Annotated in this window: 15 protein-coding genes and 1 pseudogene; 7 read left to right on the top strand and 9 right to left on the bottom strand. The window is 72.9% G+C overall.

Going from position 1 to position 16,787, the window contains the following annotated elements; translation table 11 throughout:
• The first annotated feature begins 3 nt into the window (after window positions 1-3).
• A complete protein-coding gene (ligA, locus tag ACH01S_RS21110) occupies window positions 4-1,995 on the top strand; it encodes an NAD-dependent DNA ligase LigA (protein WP_067893822.1) in 1,992 nt (663 codons plus the stop codon).
• A gap of 9 nt (window positions 1,996-2,004) precedes the next feature.
• On the opposite strand, the gene ACH01S_RS21105 is transcribed toward ligA, so the two are convergent.
• Entirely contained in the window at window positions 2,005-3,099 is a 1,095-nt protein-coding gene (locus ACH01S_RS21105; protein WP_255220305.1) for a polysaccharide pyruvyl transferase family protein, read from the bottom strand.
• A 48-nt stretch (window positions 3,100-3,147) separates the two neighbouring features.
• Window positions 3,148-3,960 (bottom strand): NAD(P)H-binding protein, encoded by an 813-nt coding sequence (locus ACH01S_RS21100; RefSeq protein WP_067893819.1) that lies wholly within the window; start codon window positions 3,958-3,960, stop codon window positions 3,148-3,150.
• An 81-nt stretch (window positions 3,961-4,041) separates the two neighbouring features.
• Here ACH01S_RS21100 and ACH01S_RS21095 point away from each other — a divergent pair, with 81 nt between their 5' ends.
• Complete coding sequence (locus ACH01S_RS21095) at window positions 4,042-4,551, top strand: TetR/AcrR family transcriptional regulator (RefSeq protein ID WP_067893817.1); 510 nt, start codon at window positions 4,042-4,044, stop codon at window positions 4,549-4,551.
• 94 nt (window positions 4,552-4,645) lie between these two features.
• The gene (locus ACH01S_RS21090) at window positions 4,646-5,452 is read left to right on the top strand and encodes an ArsR/SmtB family transcription factor (protein WP_218010334.1); all 807 of its coding nucleotides are present in this window, start codon (window positions 4,646-4,648) and stop codon (window positions 5,450-5,452) included.
• Between the two features lie 121 nt (window positions 5,453-5,573).
• Here ACH01S_RS21090 and ACH01S_RS21085 read toward each other — a convergent pair whose 3' ends face one another.
• Window positions 5,574-6,113: a dihydrofolate reductase family protein gene (locus ACH01S_RS21085; protein ID WP_067893813.1), complete on the bottom strand. Its 540-nt coding sequence runs from the start codon at window positions 6,111-6,113 to the stop codon at window positions 5,574-5,576.
• 231 nt (window positions 6,114-6,344) lie between these two features.
• Here ACH01S_RS21085 and ACH01S_RS21080 point away from each other — a divergent pair.
• Window positions 6,345-7,829, top strand: a pseudogene (locus tag ACH01S_RS21080) (SDR family oxidoreductase); the annotation flags it as partial.
• A gap of 622 nt (window positions 7,830-8,451) precedes the next feature.
• Window positions 8,452-8,934 carry an MSMEG_6728 family protein gene (locus ACH01S_RS21075; protein ID WP_067893811.1) on the top strand — a complete coding sequence of 161 codons (483 nt, stop codon included), beginning with the start codon at window positions 8,452-8,454 and terminating at the stop codon, window positions 8,932-8,934.
• Between the two features lie 13 nt (window positions 8,935-8,947).
• Here ACH01S_RS21075 and ACH01S_RS21070 read toward each other — a convergent pair whose 3' ends face one another.
• Window positions 8,948-9,388 (bottom strand): DUF6098 family protein, encoded by a 441-nt coding sequence (locus ACH01S_RS21070; protein ID WP_067893809.1) that lies wholly within the window; start codon window positions 9,386-9,388, stop codon window positions 8,948-8,950.
• Window positions 9,389-9,610: 222 nt separating this feature from the next.
• Here ACH01S_RS21070 and ACH01S_RS21065 point away from each other — a divergent pair, with 222 nt between their 5' ends.
• Complete coding sequence (locus ACH01S_RS21065) at window positions 9,611-11,632, top strand: DUF1990 family protein (RefSeq protein WP_067893807.1); 2,022 nt, start codon at window positions 9,611-9,613, stop codon at window positions 11,630-11,632.
• Between the two features lie 34 nt (window positions 11,633-11,666).
• Here ACH01S_RS21065 and ACH01S_RS44520 read toward each other — a convergent pair whose 3' ends face one another.
• The 4 genes from ACH01S_RS44520 to ACH01S_RS21045 form a co-directional block, all read right to left on the bottom strand.
• Entirely contained in the window at window positions 11,667-12,281 is a 615-nt protein-coding gene (locus tag ACH01S_RS44520) for a TMEM175 family protein (protein WP_067893872.1), read from the bottom strand.
• 77 nt (window positions 12,282-12,358) lie between these two features.
• The gene (locus tag ACH01S_RS44515) at window positions 12,359-13,495 is read right to left on the bottom strand and encodes a hypothetical protein (RefSeq protein WP_067893805.1); all 1,137 of its coding nucleotides are present in this window, start codon (window positions 13,493-13,495) and stop codon (window positions 12,359-12,361) included.
• Window positions 13,492-14,028 carry an RNA polymerase sigma factor gene (locus tag ACH01S_RS21050; RefSeq protein WP_067893803.1) on the bottom strand — a complete coding sequence of 179 codons (537 nt, stop codon included), beginning with the start codon at window positions 14,026-14,028 and terminating at the stop codon, window positions 13,492-13,494. The genes ACH01S_RS44515 and ACH01S_RS21050 overlap by 4 nt, the downstream gene beginning before the upstream one ends.
• Before the next feature lie 64 nt (window positions 14,029-14,092).
• Entirely contained in the window at window positions 14,093-15,595 is a 1,503-nt protein-coding gene (locus ACH01S_RS21045; protein WP_169809320.1) for a glycosyltransferase family 39 protein, read from the bottom strand.
• Window positions 15,596-15,772: 177 nt separating this feature from the next.
• Here ACH01S_RS21045 and ACH01S_RS21040 point away from each other — a divergent pair, with 177 nt between their 5' ends.
• Window positions 15,773-16,159, top strand: a complete 387-nt coding sequence (locus tag ACH01S_RS21040) for a hypothetical protein (protein WP_067893799.1) — start codon at window positions 15,773-15,775, stop codon at window positions 16,157-16,159.
• A gap of 6 nt (window positions 16,160-16,165) precedes the next feature.
• On the opposite strand, the gene ACH01S_RS21035 is transcribed toward ACH01S_RS21040, so the two are convergent.
• The gene (locus ACH01S_RS21035) at window positions 16,166-16,786 is read right to left on the bottom strand and encodes a helix-turn-helix domain-containing protein (RefSeq protein ID WP_067893797.1); all 621 of its coding nucleotides are present in this window, start codon (window positions 16,784-16,786) and stop codon (window positions 16,166-16,168) included.
• Window position 16,787 lies beyond the last annotated feature (1 nt).

The raw sequence follows: 16,787 nt of genomic DNA, 5'->3' as shown, positions 1-16,787 counted from the left end.
GGCGTGGACGTTGGAAAGCGCATCGCGGAGCTGACCGCCGAGGTCAAGCGGCTGAACGACCTGTACTACGGCGCGGGCGACAGCCCCCTGCCCGACGCCGACTACGACGCGTTGAAGGACGAGCTGGCGGCCCTCGTCGCGGAGCATCCGGAGCTTGAGCCGTCCGACAGCCCGCTCGGCAGGGTCAACGCGCCCGCCGAGCTGACCGGCCCGACCGTGCGGCACGCGCGCCCGATGCTGTCGCTGGGGAAGGCGACGAGCGAGGAGCAGATCCGCGCTTTCTGCGACCGGTTCGGCGGGCAGGTCTTCCGCGTCTCGGAGAAGCTCGACGGGCTGTCGCTCAGCGTCGTCTACACCGGCGGGCGGCTCGACTACGTCGCCACGCGCGGCACCGGCGCGGTCGGCGAGCTGGTGACCGAGAAGGTCCGGCACGTGATCCCCGGCCTGCCGACCGGGATCGAGGAGCCCGGACGCGTCGAGGTCCGCGGCGAGGCCGTGATGCTGCGTTCGGTGTGGGCCGCCTACAACGAGGCCCACCCGGAGCGGACGCTGACCAACCCCCGGTCGGGCGCCGCCGGGACGCTGGTGCTGAAGGACCCCGAGGCGGCCGCCGCCGCCAAGCGGGTGCTGCGGTTCTTCGCGTTCGGCGCCGACCGCGACGGCGTCGCGATCGACGTCCCGGCCGGTTTCGAGCCGGTCGCCCAGTACGTGTGCGCGACCGGCGACGCGGTGCTCGACGCCATCCACGAGATCGGCGGCCGCCGCGACGGGCTGGACTACGACATCGACGGCGCGGTCGTCCGGCTGCACGAACCGGCCGCGTTCGACGCGGCGGGCTTCAACAGCGCCGAGCCGCGCGGGGCGATCGCGTTCAAGTACCCGCCGGAGGAGAAGCTGACGACGCTGCTGTCGGTCGAGTGGCCGGTCGGCAAGATCGGCCGCGTCCCGCCGCGGGCCAAGGTCGCGCCGGTGTTCGTCGGCGGCGTGACCGTGGAGAACGTCACCCTGCACAACCCGCGCCTGATCCGCGAGCGCGACCTGCGGATCGGCGACACGGTCGCGGTCGTGCGGCGCGGCGACGTGATCCCCTTCGCCGGACGCTCGCTGCCCGAGCGGCGCGACGGGACCGAGGTCGAGATCGTCCCGCCGACCCACTGCCCGTCGTGCGGCTCCGAGCTGGAGGTCCGCGGCACCGGCGAGGAGCGCTGGTGCCTGAACCTCCAGTGCCCCGCCCAGGCGACGCGCAGGCTGATGCACTGGGCCTCGCGGCAGGCCGCCGACATGGAGGGCGTCGGCGACGTCTGGATCGAGAAGCTCGCCGAGGACGGCGTGCTCCGCCGCCGCAGCGACTTCTACGACCTGACGGCCGAGCAGTTGCTCGGCTACGAGCGGATGGGCGAGGTCAGCGCGAAGAACATGGTCGACTCGATCGCGTCGTCCAAGGGGCTCGGGCTGCGCCGGGCGCTGATCGGGCTGGCGATCCCGATGGCGTCCGAGGGCACGGCGAAGCGGCTCTGCCTGGCCGGATACGAGCGCATTGAGGACGTCGCCGCCGCGACCGCCGACGACCTGGTCGCGATCCGCGACATCGGGCCGAAGGCCGCCGTGAGCATCGTGGCCTTCTTCGCCCGCCCCGAGGTCCGGGAGGAGATCGCGGCGCTGCGCGAACGCGGCGTGAACCTCGACGTCCTCGACGAGGACCGCCCCGTCGACGCGGCCGCCGCGGGCGACTCGCCGCTCAAGGGGAGGTCGGTGGTCATCACCGGCGCGTTCACCGACCCGCGCTCGGGCGCCAAGATCAGCCGTCCGGACGTCACCCGCCTGGTCGAGCGGGCCGCGGCCACGACCGCCTCGTCGGTCTCGTCCAACACCGACTACCTGCTGACCGGCGACAACGTCGGCGCGTCGAAGACCGCCAAGGCCGAGAAGCTCGGCGTGACGGTCGTCCCCCAGGACGAACTGTGGCGCTGGCTGGCCGAAGCCGGAATCGCCTGACGCCGCCGACTAGGAGTAGACCTTCGCCGCGATCGCGGCCTTGGCCTCCCGGAGGGAGCGCAGCACCGACGCGTCGAACCCGCCCCGGCCCGGCCGCTCCGGAACCCGCGGGAAGTCGGCCGGCGTCCAGCCGCTGCCGCGATCCACCAGCGAGCGGTGCTTGGCCGAGTAGTAGTCGGCGTTGACCGATACCGCGACCCCGGCCGCGCCCGCCGCCGCCGCGAGCAGATGGAAATGGAACCGGGTGGAGATCCAGACCTGTCCCGGACCGGCCGGAAGGCCGTGCTGCCACACCCCCGCGAACGGGTAGAACCGCACGTCGGGCAGGTCCGCCTCGATCAGTTCGAAGACCGACCGGTCCACTCCCGGGATTCCCTCGACGACGCCGACCTGGCCGCCCGTCACGCCCCACGCGCGCACGGTCTCCAGCACGAAGGACGCCAACGCGGCGCGGGGCATCTCCAGCAGGTCCGACTGCAGGCAGAGCATGACCTCGCGCAACGGCTCCCCCGGCCGCCGGTACAGGTGCGAGCCGAGCCCGAAGAACATGTCGTCCCCGGTCTCGGACCTTCCCGTCCCGACCAGGCGCGCGGACGGCTCGTCCCGCACGTCCACGATCTCGAACCGAGAGGCCAGCTCCCGCACCAGGACCGCCGCGTGGTCGGCCACGGGCCACAGCCCCTGCCCGGTCATCACCGCGCGCCCGCCGGACCTCTCCACCGCGCCCACCGCCGCGGCCAGCAGCCCGTAGTGCTTCGGCCAGACCCGGTTGACGTATCCGCCGCCGATGACGTGGACCACCCGCGCCTCGGCGGCCAACTGGATCCCGGCCGCCCACCGGCAGGCCATCGACGGGTTGTGCATCGCCTGCCGCACCCACCGGACGACCTCCCACGGCTCGTCCCCCGGCGCCTCCCAGCACAACCGCCAGAAGGTGTCGGTGAACCGCACCCGAGGATGCAGCCCGCCCAGCAGAACCTGGGCCGGACCGGGGCTGGGGCAGTCCAGCCAGACGTCCTCCTCCGGAGCCCGCTCCGCCAGGTACCGCAGCCACATGGCCGCTATGAGCTCGTCCCCATAATTGGGAAACCCGGTCGTCCCCACGAGATAAAACACAGCCCACCACCCTAAAGCGCCCGCCCTCTTGTCGGCTCAGGGTGCGTAGGTCTCGTGGAGGAACTGCCGGAGCGAGCGCGGGGGGCGGCCCAGGACGTCGGCGACGGTCGTGGTGGTGCTCGCCCAGCGTCCGTCCCCGATCTGCGACATCAGTTGGGCGAGGTCGCGGGCGGCGGGGGCGGGCATGCCGCGCTTCTCCAGGTGGACGGCGGCCTCCTCGACCGGCATGTCCACGTAGCGCACGGGGCGGCCGAGCGCGCGGGTGAGCTCGGCGGCGATCTCGTCGTGCGTGGGCGCGGCCGGGCCGGTGAGCTCGTAGCTGGCGTCGTCCCCGACCGGGCGCGTGAGCAGCGCGGCCGCGACCGCCGCGATGTCGCGCGCGTCGATGTAGCCGACCCGGCCCCGGCCGTAGGAACCGAAGATCCGCCCCTCCGTGTCGACGTCGCCCGCGAGGTTCTGCATGAAGCCGACGGGCGCGAGGATCGACCACGGAACTCCCGACGCCTTGAGGTGGTCGTCCACCTGGCCGTGCATGCCGAACCCGAGCAGGCTGCTCGACGTCACGCCGCGCACGGAGACGGTCACCACCTGCGCCGCCCCGGCCGCCGCCGCGTGATCGATGACGGCCTTGTGCGCGCGGACGAACCCCGGCCACAGCGCGCTGTTGAGGAAGAGCCGGTCGCCCGGCTCGATCGGGATGTCGCCCGGACGCTCCAGGTCGCCCACCACGTAGTCGCATCCCAGTTCCTCGCCCTGTTCCGGGCGCCGCACCAGGGCCCGCGCCGCGCCGCCGAGTTCCCCGATCAGCGCGCGGCCGATCGTGCCCGTCGCGCCCGTCACCAGAATCATCGCGCCCCCTCCTAAGCGGAATGTCACCTTCCACTTCTATATACTAAGCGGAATACCGTCGTCCACTTCAAGGGGAGCCCCATGCGCGCCGACGCCCGCCGCAATCGGGACAGGATCCTGGAGGCGGCGCGCGACGCCGTGGCCGAGCGCGGCGCGGACGCCCCGATGGAGCTGATCGCCCGCCGCGCGGGCGTCGGCGTCGGGACGCTCTACCGCCGCTTCCCCGACCGCGGGGTCCTGCTCGCCGCCCTGGCCGAGCAGTACGTCCACGAGCTCACCGACGCCCTCGACGCCGCCGCGGCCGCCGAGCCGGACGCCCTCGCGGCCGTCCGCGCGTTCGTCCTCCACAGCGTGGACAAGAGCCGCGGCGCCATCGCCGCCGCCCTCGCCGACACCTCCGCGCCGGAGGCGCGGCAGGCGCTGGTGCGCCGGCTCGACGACCTGGTCCGGCGGGCGCAGGCGGACGGCGCGATGCGTCCGGACGTCGGCACCGGCGACCTCATGGACCTGCTCACCGTGTTCGCCTGCCACCCGGGCGTCGTCCCGGAGCGCTTCCTCCCGCTCATCCTCGACGGGCTCGCCGCCACGTGACGCCGGAGGCCGCCAGGCCTCCCGATTCGACCGTTCCGACCAGCGGCGATGCCCCGCTTGACATTATGCAGGTAAATACCTGCATAATGCTGGGGTGAGCCTGGAAGTCACAGCGATGGACGCCGCCTTCAAGGCGCTGGCCGACCCGACCCGCCGCCTGCTGCTCGACCGGCTGCGGGAGCGCAACGGCCAGACCCTGGGCGAGTTGTGCGAACACCTGGAGATGGCGCGCCAGTCGGTGACGCAGCACCTCGACGTCCTGGTCGGCGCCGACCTCGTGACCGTGGTCCGGCGCGGACGGCTACGACTGCACTACCTCAACCCCGCGCCGATCCACGAGATCGAACAGCGCTGGATCTCGGAGTTCGACAGGCCGCGGCTGCAAGCGCTGAGCACCATCCGGAACCAAGCCGAGGAGTACGCCATGACCGAGACGACCGTCTCCGTGCCGACCTACGTCTATGTCACCTACATCCGTGCGAGCGCCGAGCAGGTGTGGCGCGCGCTGACGGACGCCGACCTGACCGCGCGCTACTGGGGACACGCCAACGTGTCCGACTGGCAGGAGGGCTCCTCCTGGGAGCACCGGCGCACCGACGGCTCGGAGGCCGTCGACGTCGTCGGCCGGGTGCTCACCGCCGAGCGCCCGTCCCGCCTCGTCATCACCTTCGAGGACGACCTCGACGCCGTGTCGCTGCGGGAGCCGTCCGTGGTCACGTTCCTCATCGAGGAGCACCAGGACATCGTCCGCCTGACCGTCACCCACGAGAACCTCCCCAACCAGGAGATGCTCAACGGGATCTCAAGCGGCTGGCCCGCCGTCCTCGCGAACCTCAAGTCCCTGCTCGAAACCGGCGACGTCCTCCCGCAGGCGCCGTGGGACATGTCCCCGAGCGCCTGACCCGGCACACACCCGAGGGATAGGACCCCGTAACCTCCTGGCGGGTCTGGCAGAAAGCGAACCGCCCGGCCATACGCGGCAGCTCCTGTCCCTTCTCCCGGCCCGCGCGACGGCCTGACCGTCAGGAACCGTCGACGGTATAGGTGGACTGGACGAGCCCGGTGCCGAGGACGCGGGTCGTGCGGTGGGTGAGGTGGACGTCCTCGTCCAGCGCGCCGGACAGCGGCAGGCCGCCGCCGAGCAGGACCGGCAGGGTGGTGACGGTCAGCTCGTCGAGCAGGCCCGCGCGCAGGAACGTCTCGACGACCCTGCCTCCGTCGACGCAGACGCGCCGGGCGCCGCTCTCCCCGAGAGCGCTCACCAGCGCGTCCAGCTCGCGGTACACGGTGACGCGGCGATCGGCGGCCTGGGCAAGCCGTGTGCTGAGCACCGCCACGCGCTTGCCCGCGAAAGGCCACGGCCCCAGCGTGGCCACCACCTCGTAGGTGCCGCGTCCCATGACGAAGGTGTCGACGTCGGCGACGAATTCGCGGTAGCTGTCGTCCCAGGCCCGCTCCGCGTGCTCGGCGACCCACTGGACGTCGCCGTCGGCACGGGCGGTGTACCCGTCCAGACTCGCCGCGACGAAGGCCGCCGCGCTGAACGAACGGTCACCGCCCATGCACGCCTCCGTTCCACCGGACCTCATCGAAGCACCTCGCACCCGACCTGATCCGCACAATTTATCGGTGATCGCTCCTGCCGGGTCCCCGTCGCGGCCCGAGCGGCCCCCGCCAATGGCACCGCGAGCGCGCTTGCGCAGGTAGACGCGGGGTACGTAGCGACCGGGCCACAGGGGGGACGATGATCGACACACCTCACCGGCGAGGCGCGGCGACCGCCGGGAAGTCCGATGGATGACCGCGGCGACGGGCGCCTGTTCCTGGTGACGGGGGCCAGCGGCTACATCGGCGGACGGCTGGTCCCCGAGCTGCTGCGCGCGGGGCACCGCGTCCGGTGCATGGCCCGCTCGGCGCGGCGGCTGCGCGACCAGCCGTGGGCCGGGGAGGTCGAGATCGCCGAGGCCGACGCGACGGATCCGGAGTCGACCCGCCGCGCCCTGGACGGCGTCGACGTCGCCTACTACCTGATCCACGCGATCGGCGGCGGGAGCGGATTCGCCGCGACCGACCGGCGCGCCGCGCGCACGTTCGCCGCCGCCGCCCGCGACGCCGGGGTGCGGCGGCTGGTCTACCTCGGCGGGATGGATCCGGCCGAGGAGCTGTCGCCGCACCTGTCGTCCCGCGCCGAGGTCGGCCGGATCATGCTGGACGCGGGCGTGCCCGCCGTCTGGCTGCGCGCCGCGGTGATCACCGGGTCGGGGTCGGCGTCGTTCGAGATGCTCCGCTACCTGACCGAGCGGCTCCCGGTGATGGTCACCCCGCGCTGGGTGCGCACGCGGCTCCAGCCGATCGCGATCCGGGACGTCCTGCACTACCTGGTCGCGGTCGCCGACCTGCCCGCCGACGTCAGCCGGGGCTTCGACATCGGCGGCCCGGACGTGCTCACCTACGCCGACATGATGCACCGCTACGCCGCCGTCGCCGGGCTGAGGCGGCGGCTCGTCATCCCGGTCCCGCCGCTGACCCCGGGCCTGTCGAGCCTGTGGGTCGGGGCCGTCACCCCGGTGCCGGGGAGCCTCGCCCGCCCGCTGGTGGAGTCGCTGCGCAACGAGATGGTCTGCCGCGAGCACGACATCGACCGGTACGTCCCGCCGCCGCCCGGCGGCGCGACCGGCTTCGAACGCGCGGTGTCGCTGGCGCTGCGCCGCGTCCGCGACGCCGACGTGGCCACGCGCTGGTCGTCGGCGAGCCTCCCCGGCGCCCCCAGCGACCCGCTGCCGACCGACCCGGACTGGGCGGGCGGCAGCCTGTACACCGACGAGCGGACCCGCCGGGTGGACGCCCCGGCCGACCGCCTGTGGACGGTCGTCGAGGGCGTCGGCGGCGACCGGGGCTGGTACTCCTTCCCGCTCGCCTGGCGCGTACGCGGCGTCGTGGACCGCCTGGTGGGAGGCGTCGGCCTGCGCCGGGGCCGCCGCGACCCGCACCGGCTGCGCATCGGCGAGGCCGTCGACTTCTGGCGCGTGGAGGAGATCGAACCGCCGCGGCTGCTGCGCCTGCGCGCCGAGATGCGGCTGCCCGGCCTCGCCTGGCTGGAACTGCGCGTCTCGGCGCGGGACGACGGCGGTTCCGACTACACCCAGCGGGCGCTGTTCCATCCCCGGGGACTGTCGGGCCACGCCTACTGGTGGGCGTTCAAGCCCTTCCACGACCGCGTCTTCGGCGGGATGTCCCGCGGCATCGCCTGGGCGGCCGAGCACGACCAGGCGGCCGGGGCCGTTTACCCGGCCCGCTCCGGGTATCGGCGGGGCATGAACGCGACCCGCTCACGGGAGCTCCTGGGCATCTACCTCAACGATCACCTCGCGGCGGCCGCCGGCGGCGTCGCGCTGGCCCGCAGGCTCGCGCGGGGGCACCGCGACCCGGGCCGGGCCGAGCGCCTCGGACGGCTGGCCGACGACGTGGCCGCCGACCGCGGGGCCCTCCTGGAGATCCTCACCTCGCTCGGGCTGCCGACCCGCCGGTACAAGAGCCTCGCCGTGGCGGCGGCCGAGAAGGCGGGACGCCTCAAGCTCAACGGCGGCCTGGTCCGCCGCTCGCCGCTCAGCGACGTGGTGGAGCTGGAGGCCATGACCCTCGCGGTCGAGGGGAAGCGCGCCGGATGGCGCACCCTCCTCGACGTCGCCGACCAGGAGCCCGCGCTCGACACCGAGCGGCTGCGGCTGCTCCAGGCGCGGGCGGACGACCAGCTCGCCGTCCTGGAGCGCCTGCGCGCCGACGCGCTCCGCGACGCGTTCCGCGAGCCGAGCGCCGCCGACCCCGCCGTCGCGTCGCCGGCGCCGTAGCGCCCGGGGTGGCGCGGCCGGGCGCCGGGACGGACGATCGGGGGTGTGAGCCGTGCAGACCTTCCTCCCGCACGCGGACTTCGCCGCCACGGCCCGCGTCCTCGACCAGCGCAGGCTCGGCAAGCAGCGCGTCGAGGCGCTGCAGATCCTGCGCGGGCTGATGGTCCCCGGCTACGGCTGGCGGAACCACCCCGCCGTGCGGATGTGGACCGGGTACGAGGAGGCGCTCGTCCGCTACGGGCTGGAGATCTGCCGCCGGTGGTCCGGGCTCGGGCACCGCGACACGTGCGCCGCGACCCTGACCCGCGAGCTGGCCGAGGCGTCGGGCCGGGAGCGGCCGCGCGACCAGGACCGGCTGGCCGACGCCGGTGAGCTGCCGCCCTGGCTGGGCGACCCGGCGCTGCACCGCAGCCACCGCTCCGCGCTGGTCCGGAAGGATCCCGCGTTCTACGGCCCGCTGTTCCCCGGCGTCCCCGCCGACCTCCCCTACGTCTGGCCCCGGTCGGACCGCGACCGCGCGCCCGACCCCACCTGACCGGCCCCGGGTTTCAGCCGCCGGGGCGGTCCAGCGGCCCCCATTCGACGTTCGGTTCGCGTTTCAGGAGTTCTTCGGCCTCGTCCAGGACCTGCTTGTCGATGAGCGCCACCAGGCGCGGACGGGCGATGACGGGTTCGTTGTCCGGCCCGCGCCCGGCCTCGTCGCCCGCCAGCACCCAGGGCCGCGCGCCCGGGGTGCGCGCCTTTTCCAGGTGGGAGTAGTCGTGCAGCCGCCGCGCCACCCACAGGACGGTCGAGCGGTCGCCCCACCACTCCTCCACGGCGAGGGGGTTGGCCGACAGGCCGGGCAGCTCGGCGCCGGTCAGGCCGTCCATGCTGTTCGGGTTGGACTGGTCGGCCTCGGGATCGGCCGACCAGCGCACGTACAGCGGCGAGCGGGCCTCCAGCAGTTCCGCCAGCCGCTCCAGCGACGTGATCACCTCTTGCGCCATGGAAGGGCCTGTTCCCACCAGCGTCCAGACGATTCAACCGCCGCCGACCGGCCCGGAGCCGCCCGGGATGTTGACGTTTGGCCCGGCCCGGATGGGTATGGCTGAGCCGGTCGCGTCCGGACGGGCGGGCGGAGCACACACGGCGAACATCGGGGGACATCGGGGGACGCTGTGCGGACACGATGGCGGCGGCGGGCGCGCGCGGCACGCTGGCCGGCGGGCATGGGCCTCGCCAGTTGGCGGTGGCTGCGGCGCTCCCGGCGGGTCTCGCGGCGCAGGCTCAGGTCGGGGGCGCTCCCGGCGGCCGACCGGTTCCCGCAGCACGACGGAGCCCGGACGCAGGGCGCGCGCCAGGGGGTCGGCCCCACCTTCCAGCGGCGCTACATCGTCCAGATCACCGGCAGCCCGCTGACCCCGGCGGAGCTGATCACCCGGCTCGGCGACGACCTCAACGCCGCGTCGCCGGTGGAGATCGCCGTCTTCGACAAGACGTCCGGCGGCTCCCGGCGGCTGCGGGTCGGGGACGAGTACATGGTGCACATGCCGGGGCCGTGGAACTGCCCCGTCCGGGTGGTGGCGCAGACGCCGGAGTCGTTCCGGTTCGCCACCCTGCGCGGCCACATGGAGGCCGGGGAGATCGAGTTCCGGGTGGCGGAGGGCCGCGACGGCGGCCTGGTCTTCATGATCGAGTCCTGGGCGCGCAGCGGCGACCGGCTGGCCGAACTCCTCTACGCCAAGGTGGGCATCGCGAAGGAGATGCAACTGCACATGTGGTCGCATTTCTGCATGCGGGCCGCCGAACTCTCGGGAGGCCGGATGGTCGGGGAGATCGAGGTCCAGACGGAGCGGAAAGAGGTCCCCGAGAGCGAGCGGCGGAGCGGGCCGGTCGCCCGCGCCGTCGAGGCGGCGTTCGCGCGGAGTTTCGCGCTGGCGGCGCGGCGGCTGCGGCACCGGCCCCTGCATCCGAAGGGGCTCGTGGCCGATGCCGTCCTGCGCCTGCACGGCACGTCCCAGATCTGGGGAGTGCCATTGCTGGACGATCAGACCGAGCTGCGCGGAAAGGCGCGGCTCTCCCGTGCGATCGGCCTGCCTCCCGCATTCCCGGACATCCTGGGATTGGCGCTGCGATGGGCCCAGCCGAGCGACGACCAGGACACCGCCGAACTGCTGCTGGCGACGACCGGGCGCACCATTCTCGGCCGCCGCCTGCTGCGCCCCATGAACCGATGGACTCCCGCGTTCTACGGCTCTCTGCTGGCCTACCGGGTCGGCGACCGCCGCGTCCTGCTGGGCGCGGTCGCTCGGGGACCGCGCCGGGCCCCGGCCGACCTCCCGACGCTCGCGCGGGCCCTGGACGACCGGCCGCTGCTCTTCGATCTGATGGTGGCCACCGAGTACGGCCCGTGGGAGCGGTTCGGCGAACTGCGGCTCACGGGACCGGCGCGCGGCGACGAGCGCGAGCCGATGCGTTTCAATCCCGCTTTGCACCCCGTCCCCGAACTGCACCCGGTGGGGCTTTTCCAGCAGGTGCGCGGACCGACTTATGCGGCCGTCCAGCGCGTCGCGCCCCCGCACGCGAGCCGCGGCTCCGTCCGCCAGAAGACTCCCACCCAGCGAATGCGGCGGCAGTACGCCGACCTGCATCGCCACCGCCTCAATTTCGACCCGCGGCGGCACGACATGGAACGGCCCGAGAAGGGCTGGCACGTCGACGACTACCGGCAGCAGTTGCCCCCGGAGCCGCCGGGTCCGCCGGTCCCCGGCGGAAGCTGGGAGATCGCCCGCCGCCTCGTCAGGAACTACGAATACGCCGACCCGGCCATCATCCGGCGGATCCTCCGTTCGGGCCCGCCCGAGCCCGGCCGGGACATGCTCCTCGAAGCGCGGTTCTACGGCCTGCGCTTCTACCTCGGGCTCCGGGTCGGCGGCGTCGTCGACACGACCATCGAGAAGGACGGGCGCCAGGCGAGGGTGTGGGGCTGGAACTACCAGACTCTGGACGGGCACCTCGAACGCGGCCAGATGAGCCAGGAGGTGCGCAAATGGCTCGACACGGGCGAGGTCGAATTCCACATCCACGTCTTCTCGCAGGCGGCGTCCACGTCCCACCCCGTCGTGCGTCTCGGCTTCCTCCTCTTCGGCCGATTCATGCAACTGAAGTTCTACAAACGCGCATGCCGCCGCATGAAGGCCCTAACGGTATCCGCACTCGCCGAGGAAGACCGACGTCCCCTACAGCGATAAGCCCTCTGGATCGCGCTGAACGAATCTCAGCGCGTCAGATACTTCCCGGCCGATATCGACGCCATGCCTTCTCAATAACTGAGGACAGGAAGAGCAAGAGCAGCGTCCAGTAGTTCAGACTCGGAATGGTCAGCGCGAGGACCAGCGCGAGGGTCAGCAGCCCGGCGGCGGTGACCGAGCCGGTGAGGTAGTCGGACGGCGGCGGCGACGTCTTCGACGCCAACTCCGGATTCGCCCGGACGACGAGCTCCAGCCCGGTCTGGAACGCGACGGCGAGAAGGACCGTGGCGATATAGAACCCCGCCGTGAAACGGTCGTCGCCGTAAACACCGACCATCTCCGTCGGGAACGGCAGCACGACGATGGTCAGCAGCCACCCGGCATTGCACATGATCAGCGGCTTGGACAGGCCCCGCACGTGCCGGAAGAAGTCATGGTGCGAGAACCACAGCCGCGTGATCACCGCGAAACTCAGCAGGAAACCGAAGATCTCCGGCTTGTGCTCGGTGACCACCTCGGTGGCGGTCTGCCCGCTCCGCGCCGCCTGGGGCACCACGTCCACCAGCGGCAGCACGAGCAACGTGACGGCGATCGCGACCACGGCGTCGGTGAAGAACACGAGCCGATCGGGATCCCTCGAACTGGCCACCACCCCAACTCTGCCACCCCCTCCAGCGTCGAGGGGTAAAACCCCCGGCAGCGCCCCGGAAGGTTTGGTGGGTGGGGTTACCAGGCTATTAGGCCCAGGTCGCTGCGGTGTAGGTCGGGGAGGCGGTGGAAGCGGCCGTCGTCCATGCGGAAGATGGCGCGGTCGTGGCGGGAGCTGATGAGGAGGTGCCGGCCGGTCGCGTCGAGGGTGGTCCGGAAGTCCACCGGCGCCGCGGGGGCGATCTGGCGGGCCGTCACGCGGGCGAGTTCGCGGAGGGGCGGCTTCCGGGCCCCGGGCTTGGGGGACTGGGGCAGTTCGACGACCGCGACGGACGCGAACCTGCCGCGGTCGCGGGTGGCCTCGTCTATGGCCGTGATGGTGCGGCCGTCCGCCGAGGGCCTGAAGGAGGACAGGTTGGCGACGGTCTTCAGGACGACGCGGGCGTGGAAGAGGCTCGTGTCGGTCGTGCGGGTGTCGAGGCGGCGTAGATAGAAGCCGTCGTACCCCGCCTGGGGGGTCTCTGGGGCGTTGGTGACGATGAAGAGGTCGCGGCCGTCCGGCGCCCATGCCGGGTACTGGACGTAGTCCATCGAGTCGGCGGTCTGCGGCGGCAGCCGCCATCCGCGGCTCGCGCCGGACGCGGCCTCGACGACCGTCAAGTCGTCGCCGGAGCAGCCGCCGGGGTCGTAGAAGACGATCGCGACACGGCTGCCGTCCGCCGTGGCGGCCAACTCGTCCACCTGCGAGTTGAACCGGGTGGGCAGGGTCGTCCGCTTCGCGACGGTGCCGTCGCGGCGCAGGGCCACCTTGTCGACGCGGGTGCGGCAGGGGGCGGTCTCGGCGGCGAGGAAGGCGGTGCGCCGGTCGGCCGAGAGGGCGAGCGCGACGTAGTGGCCGGTGCGGGCCGGGATGTCGTCGATCATGCGTCCGGTCCAGGAGTCGAAGACCCCGACGCCGCCCTTGCGGTGGGTCGCGAGGAAGAACGGGGGGCCGTCGTGCGGGCCGAGCGTCTCCGGGCCGCGCAGGACGCCGCGCAGGACGACGGTCACCGCCACGACCGTGACCACGGTGAGGACGGCGGCGACGGGCACGGTCCACCGGCCGGACGGCCGGCGGCGGCGGGCGGCGGGCAGCCGCAGGGGCGGCAGCGACTCGCGCGTCACCGCACGCGTCTCGGCGGCGGCGGCGTCCTTCAGCAGCCGTTCGACGTTCACGGGGTCTCTCCCAGCATGCGCTCAAGGGCGGTGCGCCCACGGGACGTGTTGGACCGGACGGCGCCCCGGCTCACCCGCATGATCCGCGCGGTCTCCTCCTCGGACAGGTCGAGGACGAACCGGAGCACCAGCGTCTCCCGCTGCCGGTGCGGCAGGCGGCGCAGCGCGTCGAGGACCTCCCTGCCCCGCTCCCGGTCCAGGACCCGGCTCTCCGCCGACGCGACGGGCGGGTCCTCCTGGACGCCGTGGGGGCGGCGGCCCCGGCGGCGCAGCACCGTCCGGCAGTTGTTGAGCACCGACGACCTCAGGTAGGTCAGGGCCTTGTCGGTGTCCTTCAGCCGCCCCCACCGCCGGTACAGGCCGAGGAAGGAGTCCTGGACGACGTCCTCGGCGGTCGGCCTGTCGCCGACCATCACCAGGGCCAGCCTGACCAGGTCCAGGGCGTGCGCTTCGTACAACCGCGTCACTTCCCGCTCGGGTGAGTGCGCCGCTAGGTCCGGGGGGCCGTCCCGGCGGAAGTTGAGGAGGCTCACGGGTAAGAGACGCGGCCGGGCCGTCCCTGTTGCACGGACGCCCGATCTTTTTCCGGCGGGTTCCCTACCGCTCGAACAGCGTCAGCGTGATGCCGCGGACGCGCCAGACCCGGGCCTGCCGGAAGTGCCGCTGGAGGGCGTCGACCTTCGCGCGGTCCTGCGGGACGAGCGACGGCATGCGCCAGGGCCCCTCCAGCAGCCAGACCCGGGCCGTCGCGCCGCCGGTCAGGCGGCGGCCGATCTCGGCCGGGGCGAACTCGGCGCCGCCGAAGTTGCCCGCCTCGGCGGGGGTCCGCGACAGCGCGACGTCGCGCAGCCCGCGGAACTCGTCCGGGTACGCCTCGGCGATCGACCGGCGGTCCTTGGTGAGGAACACGATCGCGTCCCCCGGCCGGGCCTCCCGCTCGACGATCTTCGCGGCCCCGCGCAGGTCGTCCCACCAGTTCTCCGGACGGCGCTGCTCGACGTGCAGCGGCGCCAGCAGGACGGCCGTCGCGACGAGCGGCACGACCCACGTCCGGTAGGGCAGCCGGACGAGCCCCGCCGCGGCCAGCAGCGCCATGGCCGGGAGGCTGCCGATCACATACCGGTACGTGTAGAAGGGATGGAACTGGGAGACCAGGAGCAGCACCGTCGCGGGAAGCAGCAGCCACGGCACGGCGAGGGCCCGCACTCCGATCGGGCCGCGCCGCCGCCCCGTGGCCAGGCCCACCGCCATCGCCGCGCCGAGCAGGTACGCCACGGACCGGGGGCCGGTGAACGTCTCGACCAGATATTTCACGTCGAGCCATCCGGGACGGGTGAGCCAGTCCAGGGCGTTGCGCTGGGTCACGGCCAGCGCGATCAGCGGGCTCACCGCGACGACCGCTCCCCCGGCGGCGGCGGACCACGGGCGCAGCATCGTCCTGGTGCGGCGCGCCAGCAGCAGGGTCGCGAGGTGGGCGGGGAGGATGAGCAGCGCGAACAGATGGACCAGCCCCAGCAGCGCGATGCCCGCGCCGTAGGCGGCGTACCGGCGCGGGGAGCCCCGTTCGGCCAGGTCCACGAACAGCACGGTCAGCCACACGGTGAGCGCCGCGACGATGGAGTAGGACCGTGCCTCGTGCGCGTAGTGGCTGGCGAACGGAGCCGCCGCGCAGAGCAGCCCCGCGATCAGCCCGGCGGACCCGGACATGATCCTGCGGCCGAGGACGGTGGCGCCCGCCGCCGTGGCCGCGAACGCCGCGATCGACGGAAGCCGCAGCGCGAACTCGCCCGCCCCGAAGACCTGCACGACGCCGTGCATGAACAGGTAGTAGGCGGCGTGGACGGCGTCGATGTGCCAGGCGCACCACAGGATGTCGGGGACCGAACGGCGGGCGATCTCGGACGTGATCGCCTCGTCCCGCCACAGCGGCAGCCGTCCGGCGCCCCAGAGGCCCATCGCCAGCGCCAGCAGGGCGGGTACCGCGGGCAGGAGCCAGGCCCGGCGGCGCTCTCGTCCCGCCTCACCTTGCCGACCCGCGTCTTCGGCGGGCGGGCGGGGGCGCTCGGCGGTGACCGGGCGTTCGCCCGGCAGAAGATCCACTCTTGGGTTCACGCTAAGAGACGCAACGAGCCCCCCGCCCTGTTGCATCACCCCGACCCCTATTTTCGATCAGGCGCGCCGCGTCGGGGCGTTGTACGGGTTCCCCCGGATACCCCTCCCATACTTCACTTGCTGTAATTGCATGGCAACTGAAAGCAACAATGGAGGGTTTGCGCGATGACCACCTTCGACTACCGCCGCTGGTCGGGGACGCGCGCCGCGGTCCTGGCGGCGTGCGCCGTCATCGGCACCGCCGCCATGGCGACGATCAGCGCGCCCGACGCCCCGGCGGGCAAGCGCGGCCGCCACGGCTGCGCCCACGGCCACGTGTGCGTCTACGCGGGTTCCGGATGGAACGAGGCCCGGCTCGCCGTTCCCGGCTCGTCCCGCGTGGTCGGTCTCAGGGCTTATCTCGGGAAACACCGCGTCTTCAACAACACCGACCGCGCGGCGGTGCGATTCTGCACCGGCCACGACGCTCAGGGCTGCGGCGCTCCGCTGGGCCCCGGCCGCTGGACCGACAGAGAGTTCACCCCGGTCGATTCACTCGTGATCCAGGGATAGGTCCGCTCAGCCGGACGGTTCCCGCCGGGGACGCGGCCTGGCGCGCACGTGCATGCGTTCGCCCTGCCGGCCGAACAGGCTGAGTATTTCCACGGCGCCTTCGCCGGTGGTGCCGAACCAGTGCGGCAGCCGGGTGTCGAACTCGGCGACCTCGCCCGCGTCCAGGAGCAGGTCGTGGTCGGCCAGCCGCAGCCGCAGCCGCCCCGACAGGACGTATATCCATTCGTAGCCCTCGTGCGTGCAAAGGTCGGGCTCGCACCGCTCGGGCGGCAGGACCATCTTGTAAGCCTGGATCGGGGCGGGCTGGCGGGTCAGCGGAAGCACCGTGTTGCCGTTCACCCGTTTCGGCGTCAGCCGGACGCGGGGGTCGCCGACCTCGGGCGCGCCCACCAGTTCGTCGAGCGGGACGCGGTGGGCCTGCGAAATGGGCAGCAGCAGTTCCAGGCTGGGACGCCGCTGCCCCGTCTCCAGCCGGGACAGGGTGCTCTTCGAGATCCCGGTGGCCTTGGCGAGGTCGGTCAACGTCATGTCGCGCCGAGTGCGCAGCCGCTTGAGGCGCGGGCCGACCGCCGCGAGCGCGTCGGCCAGCGCGGACGAGTGCTCCGTGCCTCCGTTTCCCGGTTCCATG

The sequence above is a fragment of the Actinomadura chibensis NBRC 106107 genome, from assembly GCF_001552135.1.
GTDB lineage: Bacteria > Actinomycetota > Actinomycetes > Streptosporangiales > Streptosporangiaceae > Spirillospora > Spirillospora chibensis.
This window is presented reverse-complemented; position numbering and strand designations above follow the sequence as displayed.

What these genes read in the sequence shown, in the direction of transcription:
- ACH01S_RS21040 (WP_067893799.1), top strand. Translation starts at nt 15,773, where the DNA reads ATGACCACCTTCGACTACCGCCGCTGGTCGGGGACGCGCGCCGCGGTC.
- ACH01S_RS21085 (WP_067893813.1), bottom strand. Translation starts at nt 6,113, where the DNA reads ATGGGCGGTGACCGTTCGTTCAGCGCGGCGGCCTTCGTCGCGGCGAGT.
- ACH01S_RS21095 (WP_067893817.1), top strand. Translation starts at nt 4,042, where the DNA reads ATGCGCGCCGACGCCCGCCGCAATCGGGACAGGATCCTGGAGGCGGCG.
- ACH01S_RS21065 (WP_067893807.1), top strand. Translation starts at nt 9,611, where the DNA reads ATGGGCCTCGCCAGTTGGCGGTGGCTGCGGCGCTCCCGGCGGGTCTCG.
- ACH01S_RS21100 (WP_067893819.1), bottom strand. Translation starts at nt 3,960, where the DNA reads ATGATTCTGGTGACGGGCGCGACGGGCACGATCGGCCGCGCGCTGATC.
- ACH01S_RS21035 (WP_067893797.1), bottom strand. Translation starts at nt 16,786, where the DNA reads ATGGAACCGGGAAACGGAGGCACGGAGCACTCGTCCGCGCTGGCCGAC.
- ACH01S_RS21070 (WP_067893809.1), bottom strand. Translation starts at nt 9,388, where the DNA reads ATGGCGCAAGAGGTGATCACGTCGCTGGAGCGGCTGGCGGAACTGCTG.